Source organism: Runella defluvii, from assembly GCF_014195535.1.
Lineage (GTDB): Bacteria > Bacteroidota > Bacteroidia > Cytophagales > Spirosomataceae > Runella > Runella defluvii.
Genome location: NZ_JACIBY010000009.1, coordinates 261,322 through 285,506 on the forward strand (window position 1 = coordinate 261,322; position 24,185 = coordinate 285,506).

15 protein-coding genes and 2 tRNA genes are annotated in these 24,185 nt (G+C 42.9%); 1 reads left to right on the top strand and 16 read right to left on the bottom strand.

Going from position 1 to position 24,185, the window contains the following annotated elements:
- Positions 1-75: 75 nt before the first annotated feature.
- From FHS57_RS20620 to FHS57_RS20660, 9 genes are all read right to left on the bottom strand, one after another.
- Positions 76-150 (bottom strand) — tRNA-Val (locus FHS57_RS20620).
- A gap of 47 nt (positions 151-197) precedes the next feature.
- Positions 198-272: transfer RNA gene (locus tag FHS57_RS20625), tRNA-Val, on the bottom strand.
- Between the two features lie 71 nt (positions 273-343).
- On the bottom strand, positions 344-1,096 hold the full coding sequence (locus tag FHS57_RS20630; protein ID WP_183976996.1) for an SDR family NAD(P)-dependent oxidoreductase: 753 nt from the start codon (positions 1,094-1,096) through the stop codon (positions 344-346).
- 53 nt (positions 1,097-1,149) lie between these two features.
- Positions 1,150-1,620: a hypothetical protein gene (locus FHS57_RS20635; RefSeq protein WP_183976998.1), complete on the bottom strand. Its 471-nt coding sequence runs from the start codon at positions 1,618-1,620 to the stop codon at positions 1,150-1,152.
- Between the two features lie 86 nt (positions 1,621-1,706).
- Entirely contained in the window at positions 1,707-2,963 is a 1,257-nt protein-coding gene (locus FHS57_RS20640) for an alkaline phosphatase family protein (RefSeq protein WP_183977000.1), read from the bottom strand.
- A gap of 3 nt (positions 2,964-2,966) precedes the next feature.
- Positions 2,967-5,240, bottom strand: a complete 2,274-nt coding sequence (gene ppk1, locus FHS57_RS20645; RefSeq protein WP_183977002.1) for a polyphosphate kinase 1 — start codon at positions 5,238-5,240, stop codon at positions 2,967-2,969.
- Positions 5,241-5,418: 178 nt separating this feature from the next.
- Positions 5,419-7,389, bottom strand: a complete 1,971-nt coding sequence (gene gyrB, locus FHS57_RS20650; RefSeq protein ID WP_183977004.1) for a DNA topoisomerase (ATP-hydrolyzing) subunit B — start codon at positions 7,387-7,389, stop codon at positions 5,419-5,421.
- 142 nt (positions 7,390-7,531) lie between these two features.
- Complete coding sequence (locus FHS57_RS20655) at positions 7,532-8,275, bottom strand: SDR family NAD(P)-dependent oxidoreductase (protein WP_183977006.1); 744 nt, start codon at positions 8,273-8,275, stop codon at positions 7,532-7,534.
- 11 nt (positions 8,276-8,286) lie between these two features.
- On the bottom strand, positions 8,287-11,250 hold the full coding sequence (locus FHS57_RS20660; protein ID WP_183977008.1) for a DUF5107 domain-containing protein: 2,964 nt from the start codon (positions 11,248-11,250) through the stop codon (positions 8,287-8,289).
- A 93-nt stretch (positions 11,251-11,343) separates the two neighbouring features.
- Between FHS57_RS20660 and FHS57_RS20665 the strand changes: the two genes are divergently transcribed.
- Positions 11,344-11,952, top strand: a complete 609-nt coding sequence (locus FHS57_RS20665) for a Uma2 family endonuclease (protein WP_183977010.1) — start codon at positions 11,344-11,346, stop codon at positions 11,950-11,952.
- A gap of 3 nt (positions 11,953-11,955) precedes the next feature.
- Here the strand turns inward: FHS57_RS20665 and FHS57_RS20670 are convergent, their stop codons facing one another.
- The 7 genes from FHS57_RS20670 to FHS57_RS20700 form a co-directional block, all read right to left on the bottom strand.
- Positions 11,956-15,273, bottom strand: a complete 3,318-nt coding sequence (locus FHS57_RS20670) for a VCBS repeat-containing protein (RefSeq protein WP_183977012.1) — start codon at positions 15,271-15,273, stop codon at positions 11,956-11,958.
- An 87-nt stretch (positions 15,274-15,360) separates the two neighbouring features.
- Positions 15,361-16,953, bottom strand: a complete 1,593-nt coding sequence (locus tag FHS57_RS20675; protein ID WP_183977014.1) for a SusD/RagB family nutrient-binding outer membrane lipoprotein — start codon at positions 16,951-16,953, stop codon at positions 15,361-15,363.
- 31 nt (positions 16,954-16,984) lie between these two features.
- On the bottom strand, positions 16,985-20,092 hold the full coding sequence (locus tag FHS57_RS20680; RefSeq protein ID WP_183977016.1) for a SusC/RagA family TonB-linked outer membrane protein: 3,108 nt from the start codon (positions 20,090-20,092) through the stop codon (positions 16,985-16,987).
- Positions 20,093-20,103: 11 nt separating this feature from the next.
- A complete protein-coding gene (locus tag FHS57_RS20685) occupies positions 20,104-20,394 on the bottom strand; it encodes a carboxypeptidase-like regulatory domain-containing protein (protein WP_183977018.1) in 291 nt (96 codons plus the stop codon).
- 413 nt (positions 20,395-20,807) lie between these two features.
- Positions 20,808-21,047: a hypothetical protein gene (locus tag FHS57_RS20690; protein ID WP_183977020.1), complete on the bottom strand. Its 240-nt coding sequence runs from the start codon at positions 21,045-21,047 to the stop codon at positions 20,808-20,810.
- A gap of 79 nt (positions 21,048-21,126) precedes the next feature.
- Complete coding sequence (locus tag FHS57_RS20695) at positions 21,127-22,446, bottom strand: S8 family peptidase (protein ID WP_183977022.1); 1,320 nt, start codon at positions 22,444-22,446, stop codon at positions 21,127-21,129.
- Between the two features lie 69 nt (positions 22,447-22,515).
- Positions 22,516-24,174 (bottom strand): hypothetical protein, encoded by a 1,659-nt coding sequence (locus FHS57_RS20700; protein WP_183977024.1) that lies wholly within the window; start codon positions 24,172-24,174, stop codon positions 22,516-22,518.
- Positions 24,175-24,185: the final 11 nt, after the last annotated feature.

Sequence of the window (24,185 nt, forward strand, 5' to 3'; positions counted from 1 at the left end):
TGCTCTGAACCAGCTGAGCTAAACTCCCTAAGGTCTTTCTTCACTATTTTTATTGACAAACTCGTCGTTTGTTCGTGGGAGTTGAGGGATTCGAACCCCCGACCCTCTGCTTGTAAGGCAGATGCTCTGAACCAGCTGAGCTAAACTCCCTAAGGTCTTTCTTCACTATTTTTATTGACAAACTCGTCGTTTGTTCGTGGGAGTTGAGGGATTCGAACCCCCGACCCTCTGCTTGTAAGGCAGATGCTCTGAACCAGCTGAGCTAAACTCCCGATGCCCTTTTTTCGTCGTTTCGGGCTGCAAATATGTGCGATTTAATTTCTTTGGTCAAGCTTTTTTTTAATTATTTTCGAAAAATTATTGTGGGTGCTGACTGCGCAGAGGCATAAATCGTTAAGTCTGCGATAGTTACGCGTGCTGGTGCATTTACTGCATAAACAATGGCATCTGCAATATCTTGGGCTAAAAGTGGATCAAAACCTTCATATACCTTTGAAGCTCTCGTTTCGTCTCCTTTAAAACGTACCAACGAAAACTCCGTCTCTACGGCCCCTGGCGCAATGTTTGTCACTTTGATTCCGTGCTGCGTTAAATCTAAGCGCATTCCTTCACTGATGGCTTCTACGGCTTTTTTAGAGGCACAATACACCGCACCGTTGGCGTAGGTTTGTTTTCCAGCAACTGAACTCAAATTGACAATATGACCTTTGCCCCGCTCGATCATCCCATTAATCACGGCTTTTGACACATAAAGCAATCCCTGCACGTTTCCATCTATCATTGCATCCCAATCCGCCACATCTCCTTCCTGAATTGATGATAATCCGTGCGCATTTCCCGCGTTATTAATTAGAATATCAATATTTTTCCACGCTTCGGGTAGCGACTGAACGGCTTCGGTAACTTCTTTGTAGGAACGAACATCAAAAACCAAAAAAGTTGTTTTTACCTTTTGGCCAAGTTGAACAGCAAGTTCTTCTAAACGTTCTTTGCGGCGGCCACATAAAATTAGGTCAATCCCAATGGCTGCAAAGGCTTCTGCGGTCGCTTTACCAATTCCAGAAGAAGCACCCGTAATGAGGGCAATACGTGACATAAGTAGTTGATTTAAGTGTTAATTATTCAACTTCAAATGTAGGATAAAAAACGCTATTCACATATTCGGACAAACTTTCGGGCATTTTTTTCACCTTCTTTTCCAACCGTAACTACGAAAATTAGTTCTCGGGTGGTAAGTTGTGCAATCGTTACATTCTTTTGCCAAGGGACTCCCCCTAAAATTTGTTCATCTATGACAATCTCTTTGCCATCAAAGGCATAATTAGTCACCAATTGTGCAGCGTTGCTCGACGACAGCCCGTTGGCCATGTAATCAATCACTTTGAGTTTCCCATTATTGGTAAACTCAATGGCATACGACTTATCAGTTGCTTTTTTCCAAGTAGAATCTGCAATAACAGGGCAACAACCTCCATAATAACGAAACTCCGTCATGGTCCATTTCCCTACCAAAGTAGGCTTTTCTGAGGCACAGCCTGAGGGCATCATCATGGCCTCAGAAGTTGATTTACATCGTAATCCAACCAACGCTACTAAGCCTATTAACAGTATTTTTCTCATGGTTTTTATAAATTATCAATTACTTTAAATAATTGGTGTGTTTTCTAAAACCATGACGTTGTTGGCAGCAAAAAGGTTGGAAGTTTTTATTCGACCACCCACTTATTTTGAAGATTAAATTTAGCCTCTATGACGATTTTATACAACTTAGACGGCAGTTTTGAAACATCAATTACCGTTTTTTCATTTTCAATTGGAACCTCATCCATCAGCCAATATAAATCATACCCTCCTTCTTCAAAATGGTTTGTTGTTGTTGCCCAAACCTTCACTTTTTCTTTTTTTTCAAAAGCTTTCCAACCCACCTGTATCGTTGAAGACTCTTTTTTGACTGACATATCAATAAAAGATAATTTCCCAGTTAATGGGGTACCATCTACTTCAAATGCCTGTTCTTTAGGGATGTTTATTTGTAAATGTTTGGCCATCGTTGGCATAATATCCACCACTGCTGGCAGAACATTTTGCTTCTTTTTATCACCAAAGTAATCGTTCAATCCCTTTGCATTGGTTACGATCCAAGTACTCCGTTCTCGCTCCGACTGCCCGCCGTGGTTTCGTCCACTCGCAACATCCCGCCCATGATCAGTGGTGATAAACACCTGCCAATCCTCTTTAAAGTTAGCCTCACGGTACTGAATTGCTTTCCACAACTTTCCCATTTGGTTGTCCATGATTTTAACCGCCTTGGTAAACTGCTCGCTGTCCCCGTATTTATGGCCCATATCGTCGGTATATTCAAGATACACCCAAGTCAAATCAGGGCTTTCGTCTTTGATATATCGGGCGGCTTCCTCCACCACACGTTCGTCTATTTTGTGAATGTATTCTTTTTCTACATCGTGGGGATAATGCAAGGTATCCAATTCAAAACCATCAAAATAATAATCTACTTTTAAGTGGTTGGTCTGAGGCAAACCAGTACCTAAAAGCTTGGTTCTATTATCTAACCAAGTCGAGAAAATAGCCGTTTTTTTGTAAGGATATTGTTCTTCAAAAAAGCGAAAAATAGTCCAATAATGGTAATTGGGTTCTTTGATGTTATTGTCCCAAACGTTGTGTTTATTCACCCACGTTCCTGTCAATAAACTATTGTAGCCCACCGCCGATATGGTGGGGGTTTGAGAATAGGTATTTTTCTTTCCCCCAACATACGCACGGGTATAACCGCCAGGATGTCCGATAGCTTTTAGATTAGGCAAATCAAGCTTTTCAATCACATCTGAGGCAATTCCATCCACAATCACAAAAAGCGATTTGGGCGTGCGTGTTTGAGCCTCTACGCCCATGGATAGCCCCCAGAAGATGACTCCAGCTTGAACAAGTGTTCTAAAATACTTCATGGTTTATTCTTCTCCCGTTTCTGTGGCCGCTGGAATGTTTGTAGCCTCTTGTTTTTGTTTTTCCAATAAAGCCGCATCTTCTTTTACAAACAAGCGCGTGGCCATTACTTCTTCTAAGGTAACATGGAAAAAACGTTCATGGATGTTGAAAACCTCCCCTTTTTCGTCTTCGCATTTGATGTAGTTACCATCTTCCTGTAACTCATACGCATTGACATTGTCACGGAAATTATAGTCCAAAATATGAATTGCTTGTTGTTTAACCCGTGGGTTGACAAATTCAAACATGGATTCAATCCGACGATCAAACGAACGTACCATCACGTCGGCACTTCCTCCATATACTTTGGGTTTTCCATTGTTATGAAAGTAGAATACACGGGTGTGTTCCAAGAAATCACCCACGATTGAGCGCACAGTAATGTTTTCACTCAAACCTGCCCGCCCTGGACGCAAACAACAAATACCTCTGACAATAAGGCGAATTGGCACACCCGCTTGCGAGGCTTTGTACAATTCTTCAATGGTCGATTTGTCCTCTAATGAATTGATTTTGATACAAATCCCGCTTGAAAGTCCTTGAGCGGCATTTTCTGCTTCCCGCCGAATTAATTTGACAATTTGTTTACGCATGTCGCGCGGCGCGGTGAGTAGGTATTGATAATCGTTTGGCAACGAATGCCCCGTAATTACGTTGAAAAACTCCGTAATGTCACGATTATAAACCTCGTCGCAGGTGAGCAAACCAATATCGGTATAAAGTTTTGCCGTTTCTTCATTATAATTACCGCTAGCTAGGTGAGAGTAACTGATGACTCCTTGTTCCTCTGCCCGAACAATCTGGAGGAGTTTTGTGTGGGTTTTAAACCTCGTAATGCCATAAATCACAAAACAGCCTGCTTTTTGCAGGCGCTCGGCTTCACGCATGTTATTCTCTTCGTCGAAACGAGCCTTTACTTCAAACAAAACCGATACGTGCTTTCCGTTTTCAGCGGCTTTTAGCAAGGCAGCCGTAATACGTGATTTTTTGGCCAAACGATAAATCGTCAGCTTAATTGCCAAAACTTGCGGGTCTTCTGCGGCATTTTCCAACATCTTCAATACTGGCTCAAAGTTGTTGTAAGGATGGTGCAGCATTACGTCTCCCTCCTTGATGGTCTCAAAAATATCGTCTAAAATTTGCCCAGGTTCAAGGCCCAACGGCGGAACTGCCGACGGGGGCGGCGGCGTAAGTTCGGCAAATTCGGGATGTTTGATAATTTGCCACAAACACGTAAAATCGAGTAAGTGATTGCACGTAAAAACGTTATAATCATCAAATTCCCAGCGCTTTTTGAGTAGGTTTAGGAGCCAATCGGTCATTCCTTTTTCGACCTCCATTCGCACTACACGTCCCAAGCGCCGCGTTTTTAGTTTCTGTTTTACTTCGTCCAGAAAATCACTTTCATCATCGTCATTTTCTTCAATGGAGAAGTCACCATTACGCACAATACGGAACAAGTGCATGTCCGTAATCTCTACGTTTCGGTATAATTTATGTAATTCGTGACGGATAATCTCTTCAATTGGAATAAACAAAAACTCTCCGTTTTTTCGCTCAATCGTATAGAACCGTCGAAGGTTCACGGGAATTTGAACAAACGAAATGCGCCGATTTTCTTCGTCACCTTTCCCTTTTTCGTGTGAGTTGGTAATCACCGCAAAAATCAGGGTTTTGGCCAATAACACAGGAAACGTATGGGTATAGTCAAAAAGCATCGGTGTCAGCATCGGGTAAATCGTTCGGTCGAAATACTTACCCACCTCCTGTTTTTCAACTTCGTCCAAATCCACACAACCACCAATGCGAAGCTTATGCTCCGCAAACAACGGCATAAGTTGTTTCTCAAACACCTCGTCTTGCGCCTCAGTGAATTTATGAATAGCCGACATCAACGCCTTGCGAAAGGGGATTTCTCTCAGCCCCGAATAATCCACCCGCTCTTTGCCATAGTCGAGGTAATTGTACAAACTCCCTACCCGAATGGTGAAGAATTCATCTAGGTTTGAGTCTGAAATGGCCAAGAATTTCATTCGTTCAAACAGCGTTCGACGGCTACTACGGGCTTGGTCAAGCACTCGAAAATTGAATTGTAACCAACTCAAATCACGACTGATAAAATTACTTTGTTCGATGGTTTGACTCACCCGTTCTACCGAACGCGAGAAACGGTCTTGGTCTTCGGCTATTTGTCCTCCTACTTTGGGTTCACGGCGGTCGCGTCCAAAGGAAAACATAGACGCTAAATTTTTAAGGTTATCGGATGCAGGCATGTTACTTATTTTATTCTTCAAAAATAGGTGGTTATCAACAAAAAGCCATTCGTCGGATAGGACGAATGGCTTTTATTAACGTTTTCTTAACAAGAGTTATTTCAACATAGCCTTCGCCACGTAATAAATTCTCAAGCGACGTTTAAACGTCAACGCGGGCGTATTTTGCATTGCGTTCGATAAAATCACGGCGAGGCGCTACTTCATCACCCATCAACATAGAGAACAAGTGATCTGACTCCGCCCCCGACTCGATGCCTACTTGCTTCAAGCTACGGTTTTCTGGGTTCATGGTTGTTTCCCACAACTGTTCTGGGTTCATTTCCCCCAAACCTTTGTAACGCTGAATATAGACACTGTCTTCTTTTCCTCCCGAAATCTCGCGCACGGCTTGTTCACGCTGCGTTTCTGTCCAACAATAGCGCTCTTCTTTGCCTTTTTTCACCAAATACAAAGGTGGTTGGGCAATGTAGATGTAGCCATTGTCAATGAGTTCTTTCATATAGCGGAAGAAAAACGTCAAAATCAAGGTCCGAATGTGGCTCCCGTCCACGTCGGCATCGGTCATGATGATTATCTTGTGGTAGCGGAGTTTTTCGATATTGAGCGCACGTTCATCGCCATCACGACCAAACTGCACCCCAAGGGCAGTAATCATGTTTTTGATTTCTTCGTTTTCGTAAATCTTGTATTCTTGGGCTTTTTCAACGTTTAAGATTTTACCTCTCAACGGCAAAATAGCCTGAAATGCGCGGTTACGACCTTGTTTGGCCGAGCCTCCCGCCGAGTCTCCCTCCACCAAGTACAACTCGCAAGCAGACGGGTCGGTTTCTGAGCAGTCGGCTAGTTTTCCTGGCAAACCACCGCCCCCAAGCACGGTTTTACGTTGCACCATTTCGCGGGCTTTGCGCGCTGCGATACGCGCCTTTGCCGCCAAAATCACTTTATCAACAATCGTACGGGCTTCTTTGGGGTTTTCTTGCAAGAAATTTTCGAGCATTTCGCTCACCACTTGGCTCACTGCCCCTGCCACGTCGGAGTTTCCTAACTTGGTTTTTGTTTGTCCTTCAAACTGCGGTTCGGCTACTTTTACCGAAATCACGGCCGTTAAGCCTTCACGGAAGTCGTCGCCGCTGATTTCGATTTTTTCTTTGGCCAAAATCCCCGTTTTTTCCGCGTAATTTTTCAACGTACGCGTCAACGCCATACGGAAGCCCGAAACGTGCGTACCACCTTCGATCGTATTGATGTTGTTGACGTACGACACCACGTTTTCTGAGTACGAAGTATTATAAATCATTGCCACTTCCACAGGCACCGTCCCTTTTTCATTTTCCATGTAAATAGGGGTTTGGATAAGTTGGTCGCGGGTACTATCAAGGTAGGTCACAAACTCTGTCAAGCCTCCTTGTGAGTGAAACTCTTCGGTGCGTGGCTGTCCATGTTCATCTAAATCACGCAAATCGGTCAACGTCAAGCGGATGCCTTTGTTCAAAAATGACAGTTCACGAATACGGTTGGCGACTGTTTCGTACTTGTATTCTGACACCGTAAAAATGCTGTCATCGGGCAAGAAATGTACAAACGTTCCTGTATCGGTTGCTTCGCCAATTTCGCGAACGGCGTACTTGGGCTTACCAATGCTATATTCTTGTTCAAAGATTTTTCCTTCACGGTGTACTTCCACGCGAAGGTATTTTGAAAGGGCGTTTACGCAGGATACCCCTACCCCGTGCAAACCACCTGATACTTTGTATGTGTCTTTGTCGAATTTACCCCCTGCGTGCAAAACGGTCATTACCACTTCCAACGCAGATTTTTTTTCTTTGGGGTGAATGCCTGTCGGAATCCCCCGACCATTATCTTTTACTGTAACTGAGTTGTCGGTATTGATAGTAACGCTGATAAGGTCACAATGCCCCGCTAGTGCTTCGTCAATCGAGTTATCAACTACTTCCCAAATAAGGTGGTGAAGTCCCTTAATACCAATGTCTCCAATGTACATCGCAGGACGCTTGCGAACGGCTTCGAGACCTTCAAGAACTTGGATGTTTTCGGCTGAATAATTACTTCTGTCAATCTGTTCGGAAATTTCAATCGTTTCGGTTGCCATATGTTGGAATTGGTAACGAATAGGGTACTTATTGATGTACTTTTTGTATTAATTAAGGCGTAAAACTACAAATTTCTACGCAAAAATCCTAAAAATCGAAGGTGGTAAGTCGCAAAATTGGCACGCGCCAATCAACGGCTTTTTAAAAGCTTCGAATGTCATAAAAACCGCCATTTTCAAATTGAGGATTTCCAACAGCTTGGTATAAAAATGTCGCAACGCTGGCGGGAGAGCGGAGTTGTCCTTCGGCAAAAAGGCACTGAAAACGTTCGACTTGAGAAAACTGAGAACTGTCCAAGGTGCGAAGCGTTGTCTGCATTTCGGTGTCCACCACGCCAGGAGCAAAACCCCAAACTTTGGCAGGCAGCTGATGAAGGTTTATCTCCGTACCAAGCACCTGCGTAGCCATCAGTAACCCTGCCTTCGACGCACAATACGCCCCCCAGCCATCGTACGCTTTGAGGGCGGCCCCTGATAGAAGATTGACGATTTCGACCGCGACGTTTTGGGAAGAACCAATGGACAGCAGGCCATTTTGTAAAATCATCGGCGCCGTTTGGTTCACAAAAATGGTTTGGGCAATGTCGTACGGGGAGGCTTGAAAAGAAGGTACAACTTCCCCCAAACGACCTGCATTGTTGAATAGAATCACTTGCTCAAATGCGTCCCGTTCAATCAGTTGACCAAGCATCAAAAGTACCGACTCACAGCCTTCAATGCTGCTCAAATCCGCCCCTACGTCCACGTAGCGCGGCGAAGATTGCTCCACGTACGTGCGAGAAATTCCCACGATTATATCTTCAGTCCCCTCTCGCACAAAAACGTCCACCAACGCTTTCCCGAGGCCGCGATTACTTCCTGTAATAATGACAAGTCGTTTGTTCATTGATTCCTATCTTACTGAAACAGCTTTAACAGTTCAAACTCGTAAGCTGACAAGTTTTTGGTTAATTTAGTAATGTCTGCGGGCTGTGGTTCTTGTTTGGTCAACTTTTGGGTCATCCACTTTTTCAAATACCACGTCAAGCGGTTATCGGGATTGTACGGCTCGCCCGAGCCCAAGTTTTCGGGCCATTTTTCGGCCTGTTCTAAAACGGCAAACGCTTCACGGTATTTCTTTTGCTGATTGAGCGTAGCAGCATACCGAATATTGAGTTCGCGGTACAACTTATGCGCTCCCGAAGCGCCTTCGTTGGGCAAAATCGTCAGCGAATTTAGCACCTCAAGGGCTTCTTGGTAGCGCCCAGCCTGCTTCAATAGTTCTGCTCGCTGTTGTCCCAAAATATAAATTTCGTGTTCGGGCAAGCCCGAAGTTTCTACTTTTTTGGTTTTTAAGTACTTGGTCAACTTCTCCTCATTGATGCGAATGGCCTTTTTCAACTCTCCGTTGGTCGCATAAAACTCAGCCAGACGTTTCACCACACGCCAACTTTTAGGGTCAATTTCGTAGGCTTTTTCGAGGGCTTTTAACACCTCTTCCTTGTTGTCTTTCAGCAACTCTGCTTTGGATAGAAAATAAGGAGCATAGGCGATTTCTTCCTCTTCTTTCTTTATCCATTTTGGATCGCGGGTTTGAACCGCTGATGCTACCAAAAATGAATAGTAACTTGCTTTGGCTACTTGCTCTTTGTCTTCATCGAACTGAGCATTCTGAAGCATCAAGTTATCTTCCACCCGAAACGGAAAAACTCCTTCCGCTGGCATTTTCAACGCATCACGCTGCACCGACTTGCCATCCTGCCCTAATGACTTCATAAAATCTCCTTTCCAAAGCAACACCATGGGGTGCTTTGGCGCCAATTCCAACAGTTGTAGCCCTTCTTCTCTACAAATGAGTTGTTCATACAAAACCGCCAGTTCGAGGTACGTTTCGTGCGGGAGTTCTGACTGAATTGAGGCGACGAAGTCGATTTTATCTTCGGGGCGTTGGGTAACAAGGTATTTTTCAAAACGCGCCAAATGGTTGAGTGGGTCTTGGTACAGCAGCGTTTCGGCAAGCTTCAGCGCCTCCGCCATTTTTCCTTGTTTTCGGGTGTTAATAAGGCTCAGTTCTGCTGCTCGGATGTTTTGCACATCGGATTCCTTGGCTAAATTCAGGTATTCTTCGGCCTTTTTCCAGTCTTTGTTTCGGATGGCAACGGTAGCCAAATGCGTTTTTGCCGCCGACCGATACCGCACATCCAGCGAAGCTACACCTAGAAAATCTTCCGCAACGTTCAAGTTATTCCACTCTACCGTACCTCGTAAATAATTTGCTTTAGGGTGATAAGCATCGATGGACAATGCTTGCTTTAGATTAGCTGAGGCAAGGTCATTTTTTATCCATTTTTTGGTTAAATACAACTCAGCAAGGTCCACCAGCGCATCGACGTGCGTAGGATTCTTGGCTAGAAGTTTGGTAAAATAAACCTCCGCTTCCTCGTAATGACGTTGGTGGGCTAGGTCTTTAGCGCGGGTATAAAGCCCATATTCCGACTCCCAATCAAACTCTTTTGGGGCAGCTAAAGGTCTTCGAGTAGCGGTTGGCTGTCCGTCTGCTATAAGTTCCTCGCCTATCTTTATCGCCAATTTCTCCACCTCGCCCGACCAGCGGATAGAATCCCGAACCGTTTCTAATGGCTTCAAATCCAATCTTTTTAAAAGAAGCCTCTGATTATCAAGCGAAATAGAGAGTGTGTCTTGAACAAATGAAACGGCACAGTAATCCATTTTAAGCCAACCGTCCTTCACTCGTAGATTCATAGCCCCCTGAGGTGTAGCGTGGGTAAGGCCACGGGTATTTTTAACGGGAAACCAGTATTCCGTCCAAGTATCGTGGGTATAAGGCATGAAAGACACGTGCTTAAAAGGACTGTACATACTCCCTTCCGCTGCTTGATTAAACAATCTTCCCGACTGCAACTCAACGTATTGGCCGTCGTTATCGGTCAAGAGTTTTTCCCAAATCATCCCCTCGCGCGACAGTCCCCAAATCCAGATTTTTTTGCCTAATTTATCATGGTAGGGTGAATAACGGGCAAAACCCATGTTGTCGTCGTGCCAAAAACCACCATAAAAGTCGGTTTTTTTACCTAAAACGTGGTAAGACTTGTACGTCCCGAAGTTGTTTTGTTCGTAAAAATTCAGGTTTCTTCCCAGCGAATCTTTTGGCCACGGGCCTACCTCGCCGTCGTGACCAATGTAATTTGTCCCTGGAAATACAAATTCTAAGTTTCCTGCCGCTTTAAAACCTGCATTCATCCAATGATAATAACTCGTTTCAAAAGCCGTAGCGTTGTACCAATGCGACTTGGTGGTAAAATAGGCTTTGTCTTTGGGCAAGTTCACCTCCACCATCCAGCGCGTTCGTGCCGACCAATCCCATGCCCCCAAAAAACAGCTCACACTTCCGTCGGCATTGGTTCGCGTAAAATAATCAACAGGAGCCGATACCGTAGGCGCGTGGCCAATGTCGCCAAAATTGATTTCAATCCCGCCCGACGTCCACGCGCCCCGCATGGCCACATCTCGGAATTTGACGACATGATTGAAGTAAATGAAAGGGAAATTGGTAGATTTTTCATACGCACCCCAAATTTTACCCCCGATTTCGGGCGTGATATATACTTTGATGTAGTCGTTCTCAAGTTCAATAAACTTCCAGTCTTTCAATATGGGCTTGTCGGTATAGCCATCGTAACGAAAATAAGGATAGATACGCCCAGGTTTAGGCACGGGGTCAGGGTCAGAAAATGGGTAAGTGGTGAGGGTTTGGGTGGTTTCACGAACCACTGCATTTTGAGCCGTTGAAGCTTGGAACAGTCCCAACATCAGGCCGATAACTAACCATTGTTTGGGGGCTAAAAAAGAGAGCGGACTCATGGGTGTGTGTGAAGTTATTGGATAATGCAAGATAAAATTTTGGCTTGGTTTATGTCGCTTTTTTGAGTAAAATTGTCAAAAAAAGAACACGCTATGGTTGTCATTGCCACCAAACGACGCCCAAAAATTCGGAAAATACCCGCCCACTTGGTCTATGAAGAGCTAAACGGGCAAGCCTTGCCTTATCGCGGTTATTTGGATGTATTGTCAGGAAAGAAAAAATTGGAAGAAATCATGGGCAGCAGTTCATTACAGGCCGTGTTGGTCTCTATTATCAATTGGTTTGTTAATAATAATATCAATCGAAAGAAATATTTAATTGCCTCTAATGAGTCTGGCTTGCACATAAGTTCAGGGAGTAATTTAGCCAACGATATTGCCATTTTTGAAAAAGATAAAATTACATTGACCGATAAATACTTCGATGTAGCCCCCAAAATAGTAATTGAAGTGGACATTAAAGTAGCTCTCGAAGAAACGGGGCTGACGAACGACTTTGATTATGTGTTGAACAAATCGCAGAAAATGCTTGATTTTGGGGTTGAAAAAGTCATTTGGATTACAACCCACACCAAGAAAATCTTTGTCATTACGCCCAATGCCCCTTGGTATCTGGTCAATTTTGAGGAAAACATTCCCTTGATGGAAGATTGCACCTTGAATCTTGCCCAACTGCTTCGAGACGAAGAAATTGACTATTAAATTTTACTTTCTATCCAACATCAACGCTTCGCCGTCATTTACCCCAACAATTATCCGTTTTATTTTGCCTGAATTAATCGTTTGTACACTTCTGATATTACTTCTAAGGCTCAATCCTGATTTGGATTGGGGAGCATAGTTAAAATTGTTTTTTCCATCACCCAAAAGCAACACACCGTGATTGGCAAGGTAACGCCCAAATTTGATGCGTGTCCATGTATTGCCACCCGCCAAGAGCAAATCTTTTTTACCATCATTGTCAAAATCATCCGCTATGATGCCCGTTACAGGCGCATATTGGGCTTCCATCGGTAGTGCATGGGCTTTAAATCCTTTGGCTCCTTGGTTTTCGAGATAAAGGGTTTGCATGATTTCTGCTTTCAACACTTTAGCATTTGCCAGCTCTTCTGGGCTAAAAACATCGGTAATCGTAGCCGTTGAATACGATTTATAATCAGTGAATTTTTTCTTGATAAATGGAATGGGGTGCGATAAATCATCCCGAGAGGCCATCGGATACGATACCCCACCAATGTAATAACTCAGGACAGGCACAATCGAACCGTTATCCATAAAATCTTTGTAATGAACAGTCATCGGTTCTTTCTCATTGACTTTAAATTGGGTGTTTAACCCACAATTCCCAATGGTCAAATCCAAATCGCCATCGCCGTCCATATCCGTGGCATTGATTTTACTCCACCATCCAGTACTTGCAAAATGGATATATTCCTCCGATTTATCCGTCAATTTTCCTTTTGAGTTGATAAAAACTTTAATCGGCATCCACTCTCCTACTACAATCAAATCTTGCTGTTTGTCATTGTTTAAATCCATCCAAACGGCATCAGTCACCATCCCGATCTGACTCAATGATGCACAGACTTTTTGGGTATTATCAGCAAAGTTTCCCCTTCCGTCATTAATCAAAATATACGAGTTTGGAGTAACAGGATAGTTTCGGGGGACGATTCGTCCGCCAACAAAAAGGTCTAAATCGCCATCAGAATCAATATCAGCCGCTTTTACACAGCCTTTGCTTGTTAACAATTTTGGAAGGGCGCTTTCGCTTAGGGTATATCGTGGCGACGAACCGTTTCCTTTTCCATCATTCAGGTACAATCTATCTTGTAGCAAGGGGTCGTTTGCTTCAAACTCATACCCTCCCGCCGCTACATACAGGTCTTTATCGCCGTCGTTATCGGCATCAAAAAACGTCCCTGCGACATCTTCACTGCCCGCATTTTGTGCAAAAACTGACGTATTTGCTTTGCTAAATGTGTTGTTTTTATTTTGGATGAATAGTTGCGAAGCTTCGCCTTTGGCTCCTCCCATAAAAAAGTCATCCAAGCCATCGTTGTTGATGTCTGCCACTTCAATGGATGGCCCTTGTCGGCTGAAATAATTTGGCAAAAGCGATTGCACAGTAAAGTCGCCAAATCCGTTTTCTTTATGAATTACATTGGCCAAATTACTTTGGGTAAAAATCGGATTTGACTTTTGATTCTGATACACCCATTTGTTTTTGGCATCCGCTATTTTTACTTCTAACACTTGATTTGTTTTAACCGAAGTGAGCTTTTGATAGGAATCATTGGTCCAAATGACTATCAACGAATCAATCGTGGTATTTTCACCCACGCCAAAATTTAAAACAGGGTCATTGGATGATTGGAAACCCCTTACTGGCGATTGTTCTTGGTACATTAGCTGTCCTTTGCAGTACAATTTTACCTTTGCACCAATGCCAAAACGATTCGTAGCACCCCCATCCAATTTGACGGACAAATAATTGTTTTTACTTACTAATTCTGCATTGTTTTTATAAATACTCGCCAATGCGTTGGTATTGTTCACGATTAAATCAAGGTCGCCGTCGTTGTCCAAATCCGCATAAGCAGCACCCGCAGAAACGCCTTTTGTGGTAAATCCCCATTCGTTAGACATTTTTTGAAAAGTACCATCGCCCTTGTTTCGGAACGCATAATTTTGGGTTTCATTTTTAGGCATTTTTCGTAAATATTCAGGAATAGGATCCACATTGGCGGAGTCTTTTGCCATGGATTTGATAACTCTGTCCACCGAATACTTCAAAAAATCCATTTCAGTGTAATCTTTTACGTAGCCATTGGTAATGAAGAGGTCTTTGAATCCATCTTTATCAAAATCGCTGAATAAACCCGCCCAACTCCAGTCAGTATTTGATACGCCAGCCAACTGCCCCACTTCGCTGAAAGTACCATCGCCATTGTTGCGTTGAAGCATATTTCGGCTAAATTGATAATAAAACCCTTGCCTAAACAGAAACTGAAACTTATCGAAATTCTCGGGGCCACTGTGCATTTTGATGGTTTTATTGTCTTCAGGCATCATGTCGAGGGTCAGCAAATCAACATTGCCATCGTTGTCATAATCAGCAGCATCGGTTCCCATCGAATAGAGGGAAATGTTATCCATTTTCTGCACAAGTTTTTCGGTAAAACGTGGGGATGCCCCTGTCACATTTCCATTGTTTTCAAAGAAATAATCGGGCTCATTGAAATCATTGGACACCGAAATATCAGGCCAACCGTCATTGTTAAAATCGGAGACCGTGACCCCCAAACCAAAAGTCAAGACATTTGAAAAGATGCCTTCTTGGTCTGAGACATTCGTAAAGTGGTTATTGTCGTTGCGATAAAGTTTACTGGCATAATCTGGATTCCGTTCTTTTCTTAACTCAGGATTATCTTGTACACCTGCGGTATATTTTTGTATCGAGTGGTTGATGATAAAACAGTCTAAATCACCGTCTTTGTCATAATCTAAAAACGAAGCCATGGTCGAATAACCATTGTCAGCTAAGCCGTATTCATCGGCTTTTTCGGTAAAACTTAAATCGCCATTATTGATAAAAAGAAGGTTTTTACGGCGATCTGGATTAATATCGGCACTTCGACAAATATAAATATCTAATTTTCCATCATTGTTTACATCACTCATCGTTGCCCCAGTACACCAGCCCTGCATTTGGTCAACGCCTGCTTTTTTGGTAATATCTTCAAACTGAAAGTTCCCTTTATTCAAAAAGAGCCTATTTCTTACCATATTTCCCGTAAAAAGTATGTCTTGTAGCCCATCGTTGTTAATATCACCAACGGCTACCCCTCCGCCGTTGTAGAAATAAATGTAGTTGGCAACGTTTAAAGGGCCATCTTCAAACAGCGTATTTCTAAAATTGATACCTGTGTCAGAATCGGACAATTCAGTAAAAAGGGCATTATTGTCTTTACACGAATTCAAAAAAACCAGTGTAAAAAGGGCCAATAGAAGTTTTCGCATGGTTTAGGGTATGAGTGATAAAGAGATTCCACCAAATAACACTATTCGGTGGAATCTACAAAAAAGTATTCGTACAAAAAGACAGCGCTAGTTTTTATCCCACCAAAGAGGGGTCGTCACTTTATCGCCCCCAGAACCTAACAATGGAACTGCTGCATCAACCGCCGCTTTGTTGTTTTGTTTTTCTGACAACAAGAATGGTATTCTTCGTATCCATTGCTTTGTTGGGTCTGTAATATCAGGGTTTTCAGAATTTGCCACTGGATATAAAATGAAGTTACGAGCACGACGATAATCGGCCCAAGCCTCTGATCCATCAGGGAAGATTGCCAACCATTTCTGAATCGCAATTTGTTCTCTTTGGGTGGCTATATCACTTGCCCATTTAATTGGAGCTTTTGACACCGCTGGCGATTTCAAGAAATCTTCTGGAGCAACTGGCACATCTGGGCTATTGATGTAGGCCGTGATGGCTGCGGCATCCGTAATTCCCCATTGTACCATTGATTGTCGAATGCCTTCTTCGTACAAACTTTTGGCAGTACCGTTCATATTCCAACCCAACAAGGCACCTTCGGCACGTAAGAAAAACGCCTCTGCTACCGACATGATGTTGTGGGGAGTTTCCAAGTAATTGGCATTTCCACCAAAATCAGGGGAAGACCATCTAGGCCCTACTTTGGCATTGGCGGTTGGTAGGTTAACTGCCTCCGTCAATTGGGTAGAAGTAAGCCCATTGCGCAAACCATCGTATTTACCAGTCCCATTAGGATTGGCTTTTGTAGCATTGTTTGGCAACCAATAAACCGACATACGAGGGTCTTTATAGCCTTTCATCACAGACTCCATCGAAGCACTCATACGGAACTCGTTCCAATCTGACATGATGGAAAGGCCGTTGTTGTCTGACCCTTTTGTACTTTTCTGAAGCAACGCATCATCGCCTGGACTTGACTGAAATACGCCTGCTGCCACCGCTGCTTCCGCTTCGGTTTTTGCGCGTGCAGGGTCCACTTTTGAAATACGCAAAGCTAAACGCAATCGTAACGTATTGGCAAATCTAAACCACTTACCAGCATCGCCACCATAAATCAAGTCAAAACTTCCGTACGGCTTTTCGTTTTGCTTATTTTTCAACACTTCAGAAGCGGCAGCTAATTTTTTGAAGAAATCATCATAGATTTTATCCTGTGCATCATACGCCACCGAATTACCCGATTTTCCAGCATTGAAGTACGGAATTGGCCCCCAGTAATCCGTGACTCTGTGAAAACCAAGCACCCAAACCACGTCGGCAATCGCCGCTTCAGCAGAACCCGCAGGAGCAGCTGCCTTGATTGATTGCAACTGAGGCACCATGTCGGTATAAATCGGATTAAAAGCAGCCCCAACCCAGTCCATACGAATATTCAATCGGTCAGAGGGGAAATAGGTAGCCGTACAAGCAAAATATTGGGCATATTGATCAGCAAACAGGTTTTGTGCTATCTGATAATTCCAAATATTAGGAACCGCTGAAGCCTCGGCTTTGGCAAAAAGGAAGGGTAATTCGGCCGAACCTACGGTAGCAACTGAGTTTCTGTCTGTATTGATTTCGTCAAATTTGTCTGTACAAGAACTGAATAGGAGTACAAAAAAACTGAGAACAGACAAGGATTTTAAAAAGCTATCTATTTTCATTTTGTAAATTTTTAATTGAAAAAATTAAACCTTAGAACGTTACTTGCAAATTCACTCCCAATGTACGAGTTGCAGGCATTGTACCATATTCAACCCCTTGGAAGTTGCCATTACCCAAACTCATATCAGGGTCAAACCACATTTTACGTTTTTCTAAACCAGGGATGTCCAATATTGAACTACCTCTGTATAACCACAATAAGTTACGGGCAACGAGCATCAATTTGGCTGCTTTCACCGCTTTAATGTTTTTTACAGGAAGATTGTATCCGATTGAAAGTTCGCGTACTCTGAAATTAGTTGCATCATACGCAAAAAACTCCCCTGCACCGTATCTTTTACCAGAAGCAATTTGCCAGAAATCCTGAGCTTTGATGGCTTTTGAGTTGGCTTCTCCTTTATCATTTACGCCACCCAAATTCCAGCCGCCTTCGCGATATGCCTCCGTTCCTTCTGTAATACCACTAAAAGCTAGGTTCATTTCAGTTCCTGAAACGACAATACCACCCACGCGGCCATCCACCAATAAACGTAGAGAAACACCTTTGTAGTCAAACGAGTTGGTTAGACCGAGCGTAGCTTTTGGGTTGAAATTACCGATATAGCTCTGCTCTTGTGTTAAACTAGGCTTGCCATTGGCATCAACTAGGTATTGTCCAGAGGCATTTTTGTTCCATTTGAAAGCCAACAAATCACCATAAGCTTTGCCTTCTTCAACAACTGGCGTTGCCGAGCGACCGAATCCACCACCAAGATAGAATATTTTTACTTGGTCACTCAATGCCACTACTTTGTTGCGGTTCATCGCGGCATTGAAAGTAATATCCCATTTCAAAGGCGAATCTTGCGGCAAAGGCGTGCCTGTTAGTACTAATTCAATACCCGAGTTTTGGATATTTCCAGCGTTGATGTATTGTCTGCTGAATCCAGTGGCAACTGGTAAGCTCACGCTCAACAATTGGTTGAATGAATTACTCTTATAATAGGTAGCGGTTACCCCCAATCTATTTTGTAAGAATTTAGCCTCAAGTCCAAATTCTAAATTCCTAACGATTTCAGGCTTTAAGTCAGGGAAAGGAAGGGTTGAACTGATTTGTAAAAATCCATTTCCAGCACCTTGACCATAGTTATAAACCGATTTCAATAGACCAAATCGGCCACCATTACCTACTTCGGCATAGTTTAAGCTTGCTTTCAAGAAAGAGATACTTTCTGGTAATTTAATTAAATCCGAAAGGATGGTAGAAAGCCCCGCAGAAGGATAAAGGAAGGAGTGAGGACTTGGAAGCCGTGAATCCCAGTCGTTACGCAAACTTAAATCCAAAAATACGGATTCTTTCAAAGACAAGTTGGCTTGTCCAAATACCGACTGTGTTTGAACTTGGGTAAAGTTTGATGAAATGGATGGGTTTTGGGCAAAATTCAAGCTGAATTTATTGGTTACATTCAAACCTCCCGCTGCTTGAGAATTAGCGTCGTATTGGCTATCTTGGAAAATGCCACCTACACGATAATTGATTTTTAAATTATCAGTGATATTGTTATTACCATCAAGCATCAAGTCAAACCATTTTTCAGTTACGTTGATGGTGTTTCTTGAATAATCACCACCAGACTTCGAATACAAGATTGTTCCTTGATAAATCGACGTTTCGCCGTTGTCAGTAGTTTTATCAAGGTTCGCTTTTCCTGAAAGAGTCAACCAATCAGTCAGTTTGTATTTAGCCGTTAAAAATCCAATCACCCTATCTCTCGCTTCGTTATTGATGTAATTATTTATCATCCAATAGGGGTTTTGATAAATCGAACTTAACGTAGATGGAAAAGTAGTAGGTTCTGGGATACCGACATTGTTCAGTTTCTCATATTGCATCAAATCGGCAGTCGTCATGTTTCTCGCCACGTTATAAACGTTCGCGACGGGGGCGTTTTCTTCCCCTGACCGTGGGCGGCTATTTATCCGTTGATTCACATACGTGATTTTGGCATCCGTCGAAAAACGCTTCGAGATTTGATTCGTAATACGAAGGTTTATCGTATTTCGGAATAAATCATTTTTGTTGATAATCCCCCCAATGCGGTTATTGGTATAAGATACATACGTTTGCATTTTATCGGTACCGCCCGTTACACTAATCGCATTATTTAAGCTCGAACCCGTTCTGAAAAAATCCCGAACATTATTAGGCTGTGCAGAATAAGTCCCAGGCTGTCCCAAATAGTTGGTGATAGACTGTCCCGTCATTTTAGCGCCCCAGCTTTCGCCCGATGTCGTGCTCAATGTACCACCGTTGCCTTGTCCGTAGGTATTTTGAAAGCGAGGCAATGCCCAAACATTTTCAGTACTAAACCCTGAATTGATACTTACCGCCACTTTATCTGCTTTTCCTTTCTTGGTTGTAATCACCAAAACGCCATTACCTGCTTGGCTTCCGTACAACGCTGCTGCGGAGGCTCCTCTCAGTACCGTCACAGACTCAATATCGTCAGGGTTGATACTCGAAGCACCGTCAGAACCTTGCACAAAACCGAAGTCGCTTCCAGCGGTACCGTTTGTACCATTGCTCAATGGCACACCATCTACTACAATCAGCGCATTGTTTGACCCCTGAATGGAGCGGTTACCCCTCAAGACAATTCGAGCACCCGAACCTGGCCCACCCGAACCTTGCGTGATAACGGCATTGGCAATTTTACCCGATAGTGAATTTATCACGTTGTTCGGATCTCTTGCCTCAACCAATTCAGTCGGCTTTACCGTTTGGGTTGCATACACCAGTGTTTTCTTTTCGCGAGAAATACCAAGTGCCGTCACGACTACTTCGTTTAGGGTACTTGCATTTTCAGTAAGCGAAAAGTCCATCTTCGAAACATTAGCTCCCACTAGTTTTTCTAGGGCATTAAAGCCAATAATCGATACGGCCAACGTCACATCGCCATTAGGCACGCTTAAACTATAGACACCATTAGCGTCCGTGACCGTTCCTTTGTTTGTGCCCTTAACAATCACCGAAGCGCCAGGTTGGGCTTCATTTGCCGAGGAAGTCACCTTCCCTGTTATGACACGCGTTTGTGCTCGTAGGCCATTTACCATGAAAAGTAAAATGGCTATGAACCATACAAGTTTATTTTTTTGCATAGTAGTTTTGATTAATGGATGAAGCCCTTCAGTTGAGAGGTGGAAGAATTGAACGCTACTTCTTTTGTTTCGTAGCACACCGAAGAAAACACAAAAGTCCCAGACACTGGAACCGAACGTTTAAAGGCACCATCACCGTCGGAGTTCGTTCCTCGGTTGGTGCCTTTGAGTAGAATGTTCACACAGGGCAGTCGTTGCCCGTTTTTAACCTTGACGGCTCCCGACAGTGCCCTGTCTTGCGCCATCAAGTTCCCAGTCGCAATAAGTATTACAACTAAGTTGGCAAATAAAATTTTACGCATAAATAGATTTGGATTAGTTTAGATTACCAAACGCAAGTTATGCGCAATTTTTAAATTATTGTTATTTAAATGACAACATTTGTTAAATTTTTTTAATATGTCATTTATACACTTAAAAATTGGACAAATTAACGATATACCAATATTTAATCTCGCAATAATGCAAAACCCATTTAGGCTATTTCCAAGTATTTGTAAGTAATCTTAACCAATTCTTATGAAATATATTCTCAATATCGCGGTCTTTGAATGTATGACAACCTTGTGGTTCGGGGCATTGACACAGCCAGTATCCATATGCTTCCTCCAAAACAAAATGACAGGTGTAAATAAATTAAGAGCAAAAGCCGATAATTCAATCTCAAAAATTGGACGGTTATCACTAATCCACACCAATAGACTAGTCTAAACATTTATTTTTTCCAAGCCCTCATTTCGCCATCAGGTTCGATTGCAATTATTTCTATTATTTTTTCCAAATCAAAAATCTTCTTTGGCAGTAAACTTCCAGTATATATGTTTTCAAGCCCATCAATTGGGCTAAGGCCGAGCTTTTTACTGTCAATTACCCCCGTAGTTGTTACAATCACTGAAAACGCATTCTTTGAATTTTTAAGCAGTTGTTCGTTAAAATTTGCATTTATCTTTTTCATAATCTGTGAGTTTAGATATGTTGTAAAGTTAGGAAATTTACGTTAACAAACTCCCTAACTTCACAATTGACAAAATGTATTACAACGTTGCTAAGTCACAATTAACTAAACCCATACCATATGTGGGGTCATTCCCTGGAGCTCCTAAATCCGAAGCAGTCGCCATCAACTTTAATCGAATTTGGGCAGGCGTAAAAAATGGGAAGCGCTGTTTAACCAATACTGCTGCGCCTGCTACATGAGGGCAAGCCATACTTGTCCCGCTTTTGATTCCGTAACCATTACCTAGAACTGTTGAATTGATAGAAACACCAGGTGCTACAAGCGTCACAGGATTGGCACCTGGAGGGCAACAGCCTACCCCTCTTGATGAAAATGGAGCGATGACACCATTCTGAGCAACCGCTCCTACGGCAATTGCACCAGGGCTATTAGCTGGGCTACCAACACAGGGGAATCCCGTTCCAAATGCATTTCCAGAAGCACAAACTACCGTAATACCAGCGTTGTTGAGTGTCGCAATTGCGTTAGTATAAGCTACACTTTGGCAAGAAGATGAGCCTAAACTCATTGAAACTACGTGCATACCATTTTGACGTGCCCATGCCATCCCAGCTAAAATCCACGAAGTACTTCCACTACCACCATCGCTCAGTACTTTAACAGCGTACAAAGAAGCTCTAGGAGCAACACCAACCACTCCAAAAAAATTGTTTCTAGCAGCAATAATACCAGCACAATGTGTTCCGTGGCTGTTCCCGTCATTGAACGAAACAACTCCAGGTACAAATGATACTCCACCTGAAATGACCAAATCGGGGTGGCTAGCTATTCCCGTATCAAGAACGGCCACCTTAATCCCTTCACCTCTAATTCCTCTTGACCAAGCTCTGGGAGCTTTTACCATATTAATGTTCCACGGAATAGGCTGAGGTGGGATGACAATAGGAGGAACTAAAGGGGGCTGTATAGGTACAATCGGGGGAATAGCACTTGAACTCTGTTGTTCATACAGCTCTTTTGCAGTAGCTGTAAACTTTGCAAACAAATCAGCAATTCCTTTTTTGTACCCCTCTTGAAATTGATCGTTGGTTTCTGTTAAAGCCACATCCCAGTTTATATTTTCCTCCAAAATGTGCATCTCAATATCTTCTTCGACTGCCAGAACTTTCTCATCATTTTTGAGTTTTTCTACTTCTGCGGCAGTTAATGTCAATGAACTCGCACCGAGCCCTTCAAAATGAAACACGTCTGCAGAAGTTACTGTCTTGTCGGTTGCCATGATTGAAACTCCATCCTGTATGTCAGAGATACCAAGAATAGAGGCCGCTTCTTGTTGGGTTGTGTCGGCGTCCATGTAAGTGACGATGTAACGCTTTTCATTTTTTGCCTTTGCCATAATAATAAGGGTTATTAATTTTCGGTTGCCTACTTTATTATACGCTTTTCGGCTTCGGCGTTTTTAGAACTATAATTTTAACCTCGCTTCAGAAGCAAAATTTTTAAGATTTGAACTGAGGTTTTCAATGGATTTATCGAATCCGAAAGCCATGCCTTTAGTGAATATTTCTGTCACACGGTCTAAGTCTTTTTCATTCAATTCTTCCCCCGAAATACTCTTATCATCTCTTAAAGCAATAAAACCCGCCCCAATAGACGTATAAAGAATCAAATCAAGATTGAGCCATGGCTGATAATACCCTTTCTGCTGCTCTTTGCTTTTAGGCTTCCACACATTAAGCATAGATGCCACATTAGGGTTTGTTGTCTCAAGCGATTCGACTAAAAACTCACGAGCGAGTGACGGGTTAAGTTTTGATGATAATATTTCTTCTGCTAAGGATCCAATACTACTTAAATCCGCCAATGAAATATTTTCAAGCTTTTCAACAGGATTGTTCAAACTAGCTTCTATGAGTTGGGAGTCTCTCAATAGTTCAATCCACAAGAATCTTCTCCAGCACAGCCAAGATTTTCTTCTTGACATCCACAATGAAATATTCATGAAGTACTGCCGTATGATGTTAAAATCGGCAGTTGCTAAACCAGATTGTTGCCCTGGTCTATCATTTGGCGTAAAACCCATTCCTCCCTGTGAGCCTACTCCATTCAAATTCACATTTACAAAATGATGCCAAGTAGAGTCCACAACGACACGGCCAACGTTGGCCAAACGCCCATCCCACACGGCAATAGAAGGAAAACAGTGAGGGTCTGTCAGTGCTTTACCACTCCCTCCACCAGTTGTACTTCCCCCCATAACAAAGGAGGTAGCAATAATTTGGGTAGGAACGGTGACATTGTTAATGGTAAACGACGTTTCGGGCTTACATTCTCCTTCATGCGGGTGGTCGGGCATGATGTCTATAATCCCAGATGCTCTAATGTTTGTGCTAATAGACAACAAGGGATGCGGCATCCCACTGCCAAACGTTCTCACGGCGATAGTCTGTGGAATATTGTCGGACTGATTATCGAAGAAAAGAGAAGTAGCATCACCCAAACGAGGTCTATTAGTGTCGTTTCTTCTACGCCCACTCATACTCACCTCATTGGCATCATTTGAAGCACCTGCAGGTGTATCAGCCCAATAACGCATATCTTTCACTCTTGGAATATTTCCGCACAGGGCAGAACCCAAATTTCCGTGATCACCAGTCGCGAACAAACCGCCACCACCATTCATATATGCCTCAACAACAGGCAATTCGCTTTGCGAAAGTCCTGAACCTGAATTTATACCAAACAGCCAAACTTGATCAAAATCATTCAAGTTGACACTGGTTTGAAAGTTGAAGCTACTTATCTGATTTACCACCAAGGGATTAAGGCTTGGAGGAGAGCTAGAACGATGCCCAAGTGTAATCTGATAGTTATTCCATGTAGTAGCCTGAAGTTGGTTAAAGGCTGTTAAAAATTCAGAAAGCCCTACAACGCCAGTACCAAAATTCAGTCCACCATCAGTAACAACCAAAACCTTAACGGTACAGCGCCGCCACCACCACCATTTTGGCGTAAATGCCTTAAAAAACTCGGGTTTCAAAGTTTCTAGTTTTCTTATAAGATCTAGTCTCTCATCCCGATTTAGCAAATACATGTTTTTAAATTGCTCTTCTAACTCTTTCATTATTTGGAAAT

Coding starts and splice junctions, on each gene's coding strand:
- FHS57_RS20655 (WP_183977006.1), bottom strand. CDS start 8,275: ATGAACAAACGACTTGTCATTATTACAGGAAGTAATCGCGGCCTCGGG.
- FHS57_RS20670 (WP_183977012.1), bottom strand. CDS start 15,273: ATGCGAAAACTTCTATTGGCCCTTTTTACACTGGTTTTTTTGAATTCG.
- FHS57_RS20685 (WP_183977018.1), bottom strand. CDS start 20,394: ATGCGTAAAATTTTATTTGCCAACTTAGTTGTAATACTTATTGCGACT.
- FHS57_RS20630 (WP_183976996.1), bottom strand. CDS start 1,096: ATGTCACGTATTGCCCTCATTACGGGTGCTTCTTCTGGAATTGGTAAA.
- gyrB (WP_183977004.1), bottom strand. CDS start 7,389: ATGGCAACCGAAACGATTGAAATTTCCGAACAGATTGACAGAAGTAAT.
- ppk1 (WP_183977002.1), bottom strand. CDS start 5,240: ATGTTTTCCTTTGGACGCGACCGCCGTGAACCCAAAGTAGGAGGACAA.
- FHS57_RS20690 (WP_183977020.1), bottom strand. CDS start 21,047: ATGAAAAAGATAAATGCAAATTTTAACGAACAACTGCTTAAAAATTCA.
- FHS57_RS20660 (WP_183977008.1), bottom strand. CDS start 11,250: ATGAGTCCGCTCTCTTTTTTAGCCCCCAAACAATGGTTAGTTATCGGC.
- FHS57_RS20680 (WP_183977016.1), bottom strand. CDS start 20,092: ATGCAAAAAAATAAACTTGTATGGTTCATAGCCATTTTACTTTTCATG.
- FHS57_RS20640 (WP_183977000.1), bottom strand. CDS start 2,963: ATGAAGTATTTTAGAACACTTGTTCAAGCTGGAGTCATCTTCTGGGGG.
- FHS57_RS20695 (WP_183977022.1), bottom strand. CDS start 22,446: ATGGCAAAGGCAAAAAATGAAAAGCGTTACATCGTCACTTACATGGAC.
- FHS57_RS20635 (WP_183976998.1), bottom strand. CDS start 1,620: ATGAGAAAAATACTGTTAATAGGCTTAGTAGCGTTGGTTGGATTACGA.
- FHS57_RS20665 (WP_183977010.1), top strand. CDS start 11,344: ATGGTTGTCATTGCCACCAAACGACGCCCAAAAATTCGGAAAATACCC.
- FHS57_RS20675 (WP_183977014.1), bottom strand. CDS start 16,953: ATGAAAATAGATAGCTTTTTAAAATCCTTGTCTGTTCTCAGTTTTTTT.
- FHS57_RS20700 (WP_183977024.1), bottom strand. CDS start 24,174: ATGAAAGAGTTAGAAGAGCAATTTAAAAACATGTATTTGCTAAATCGG.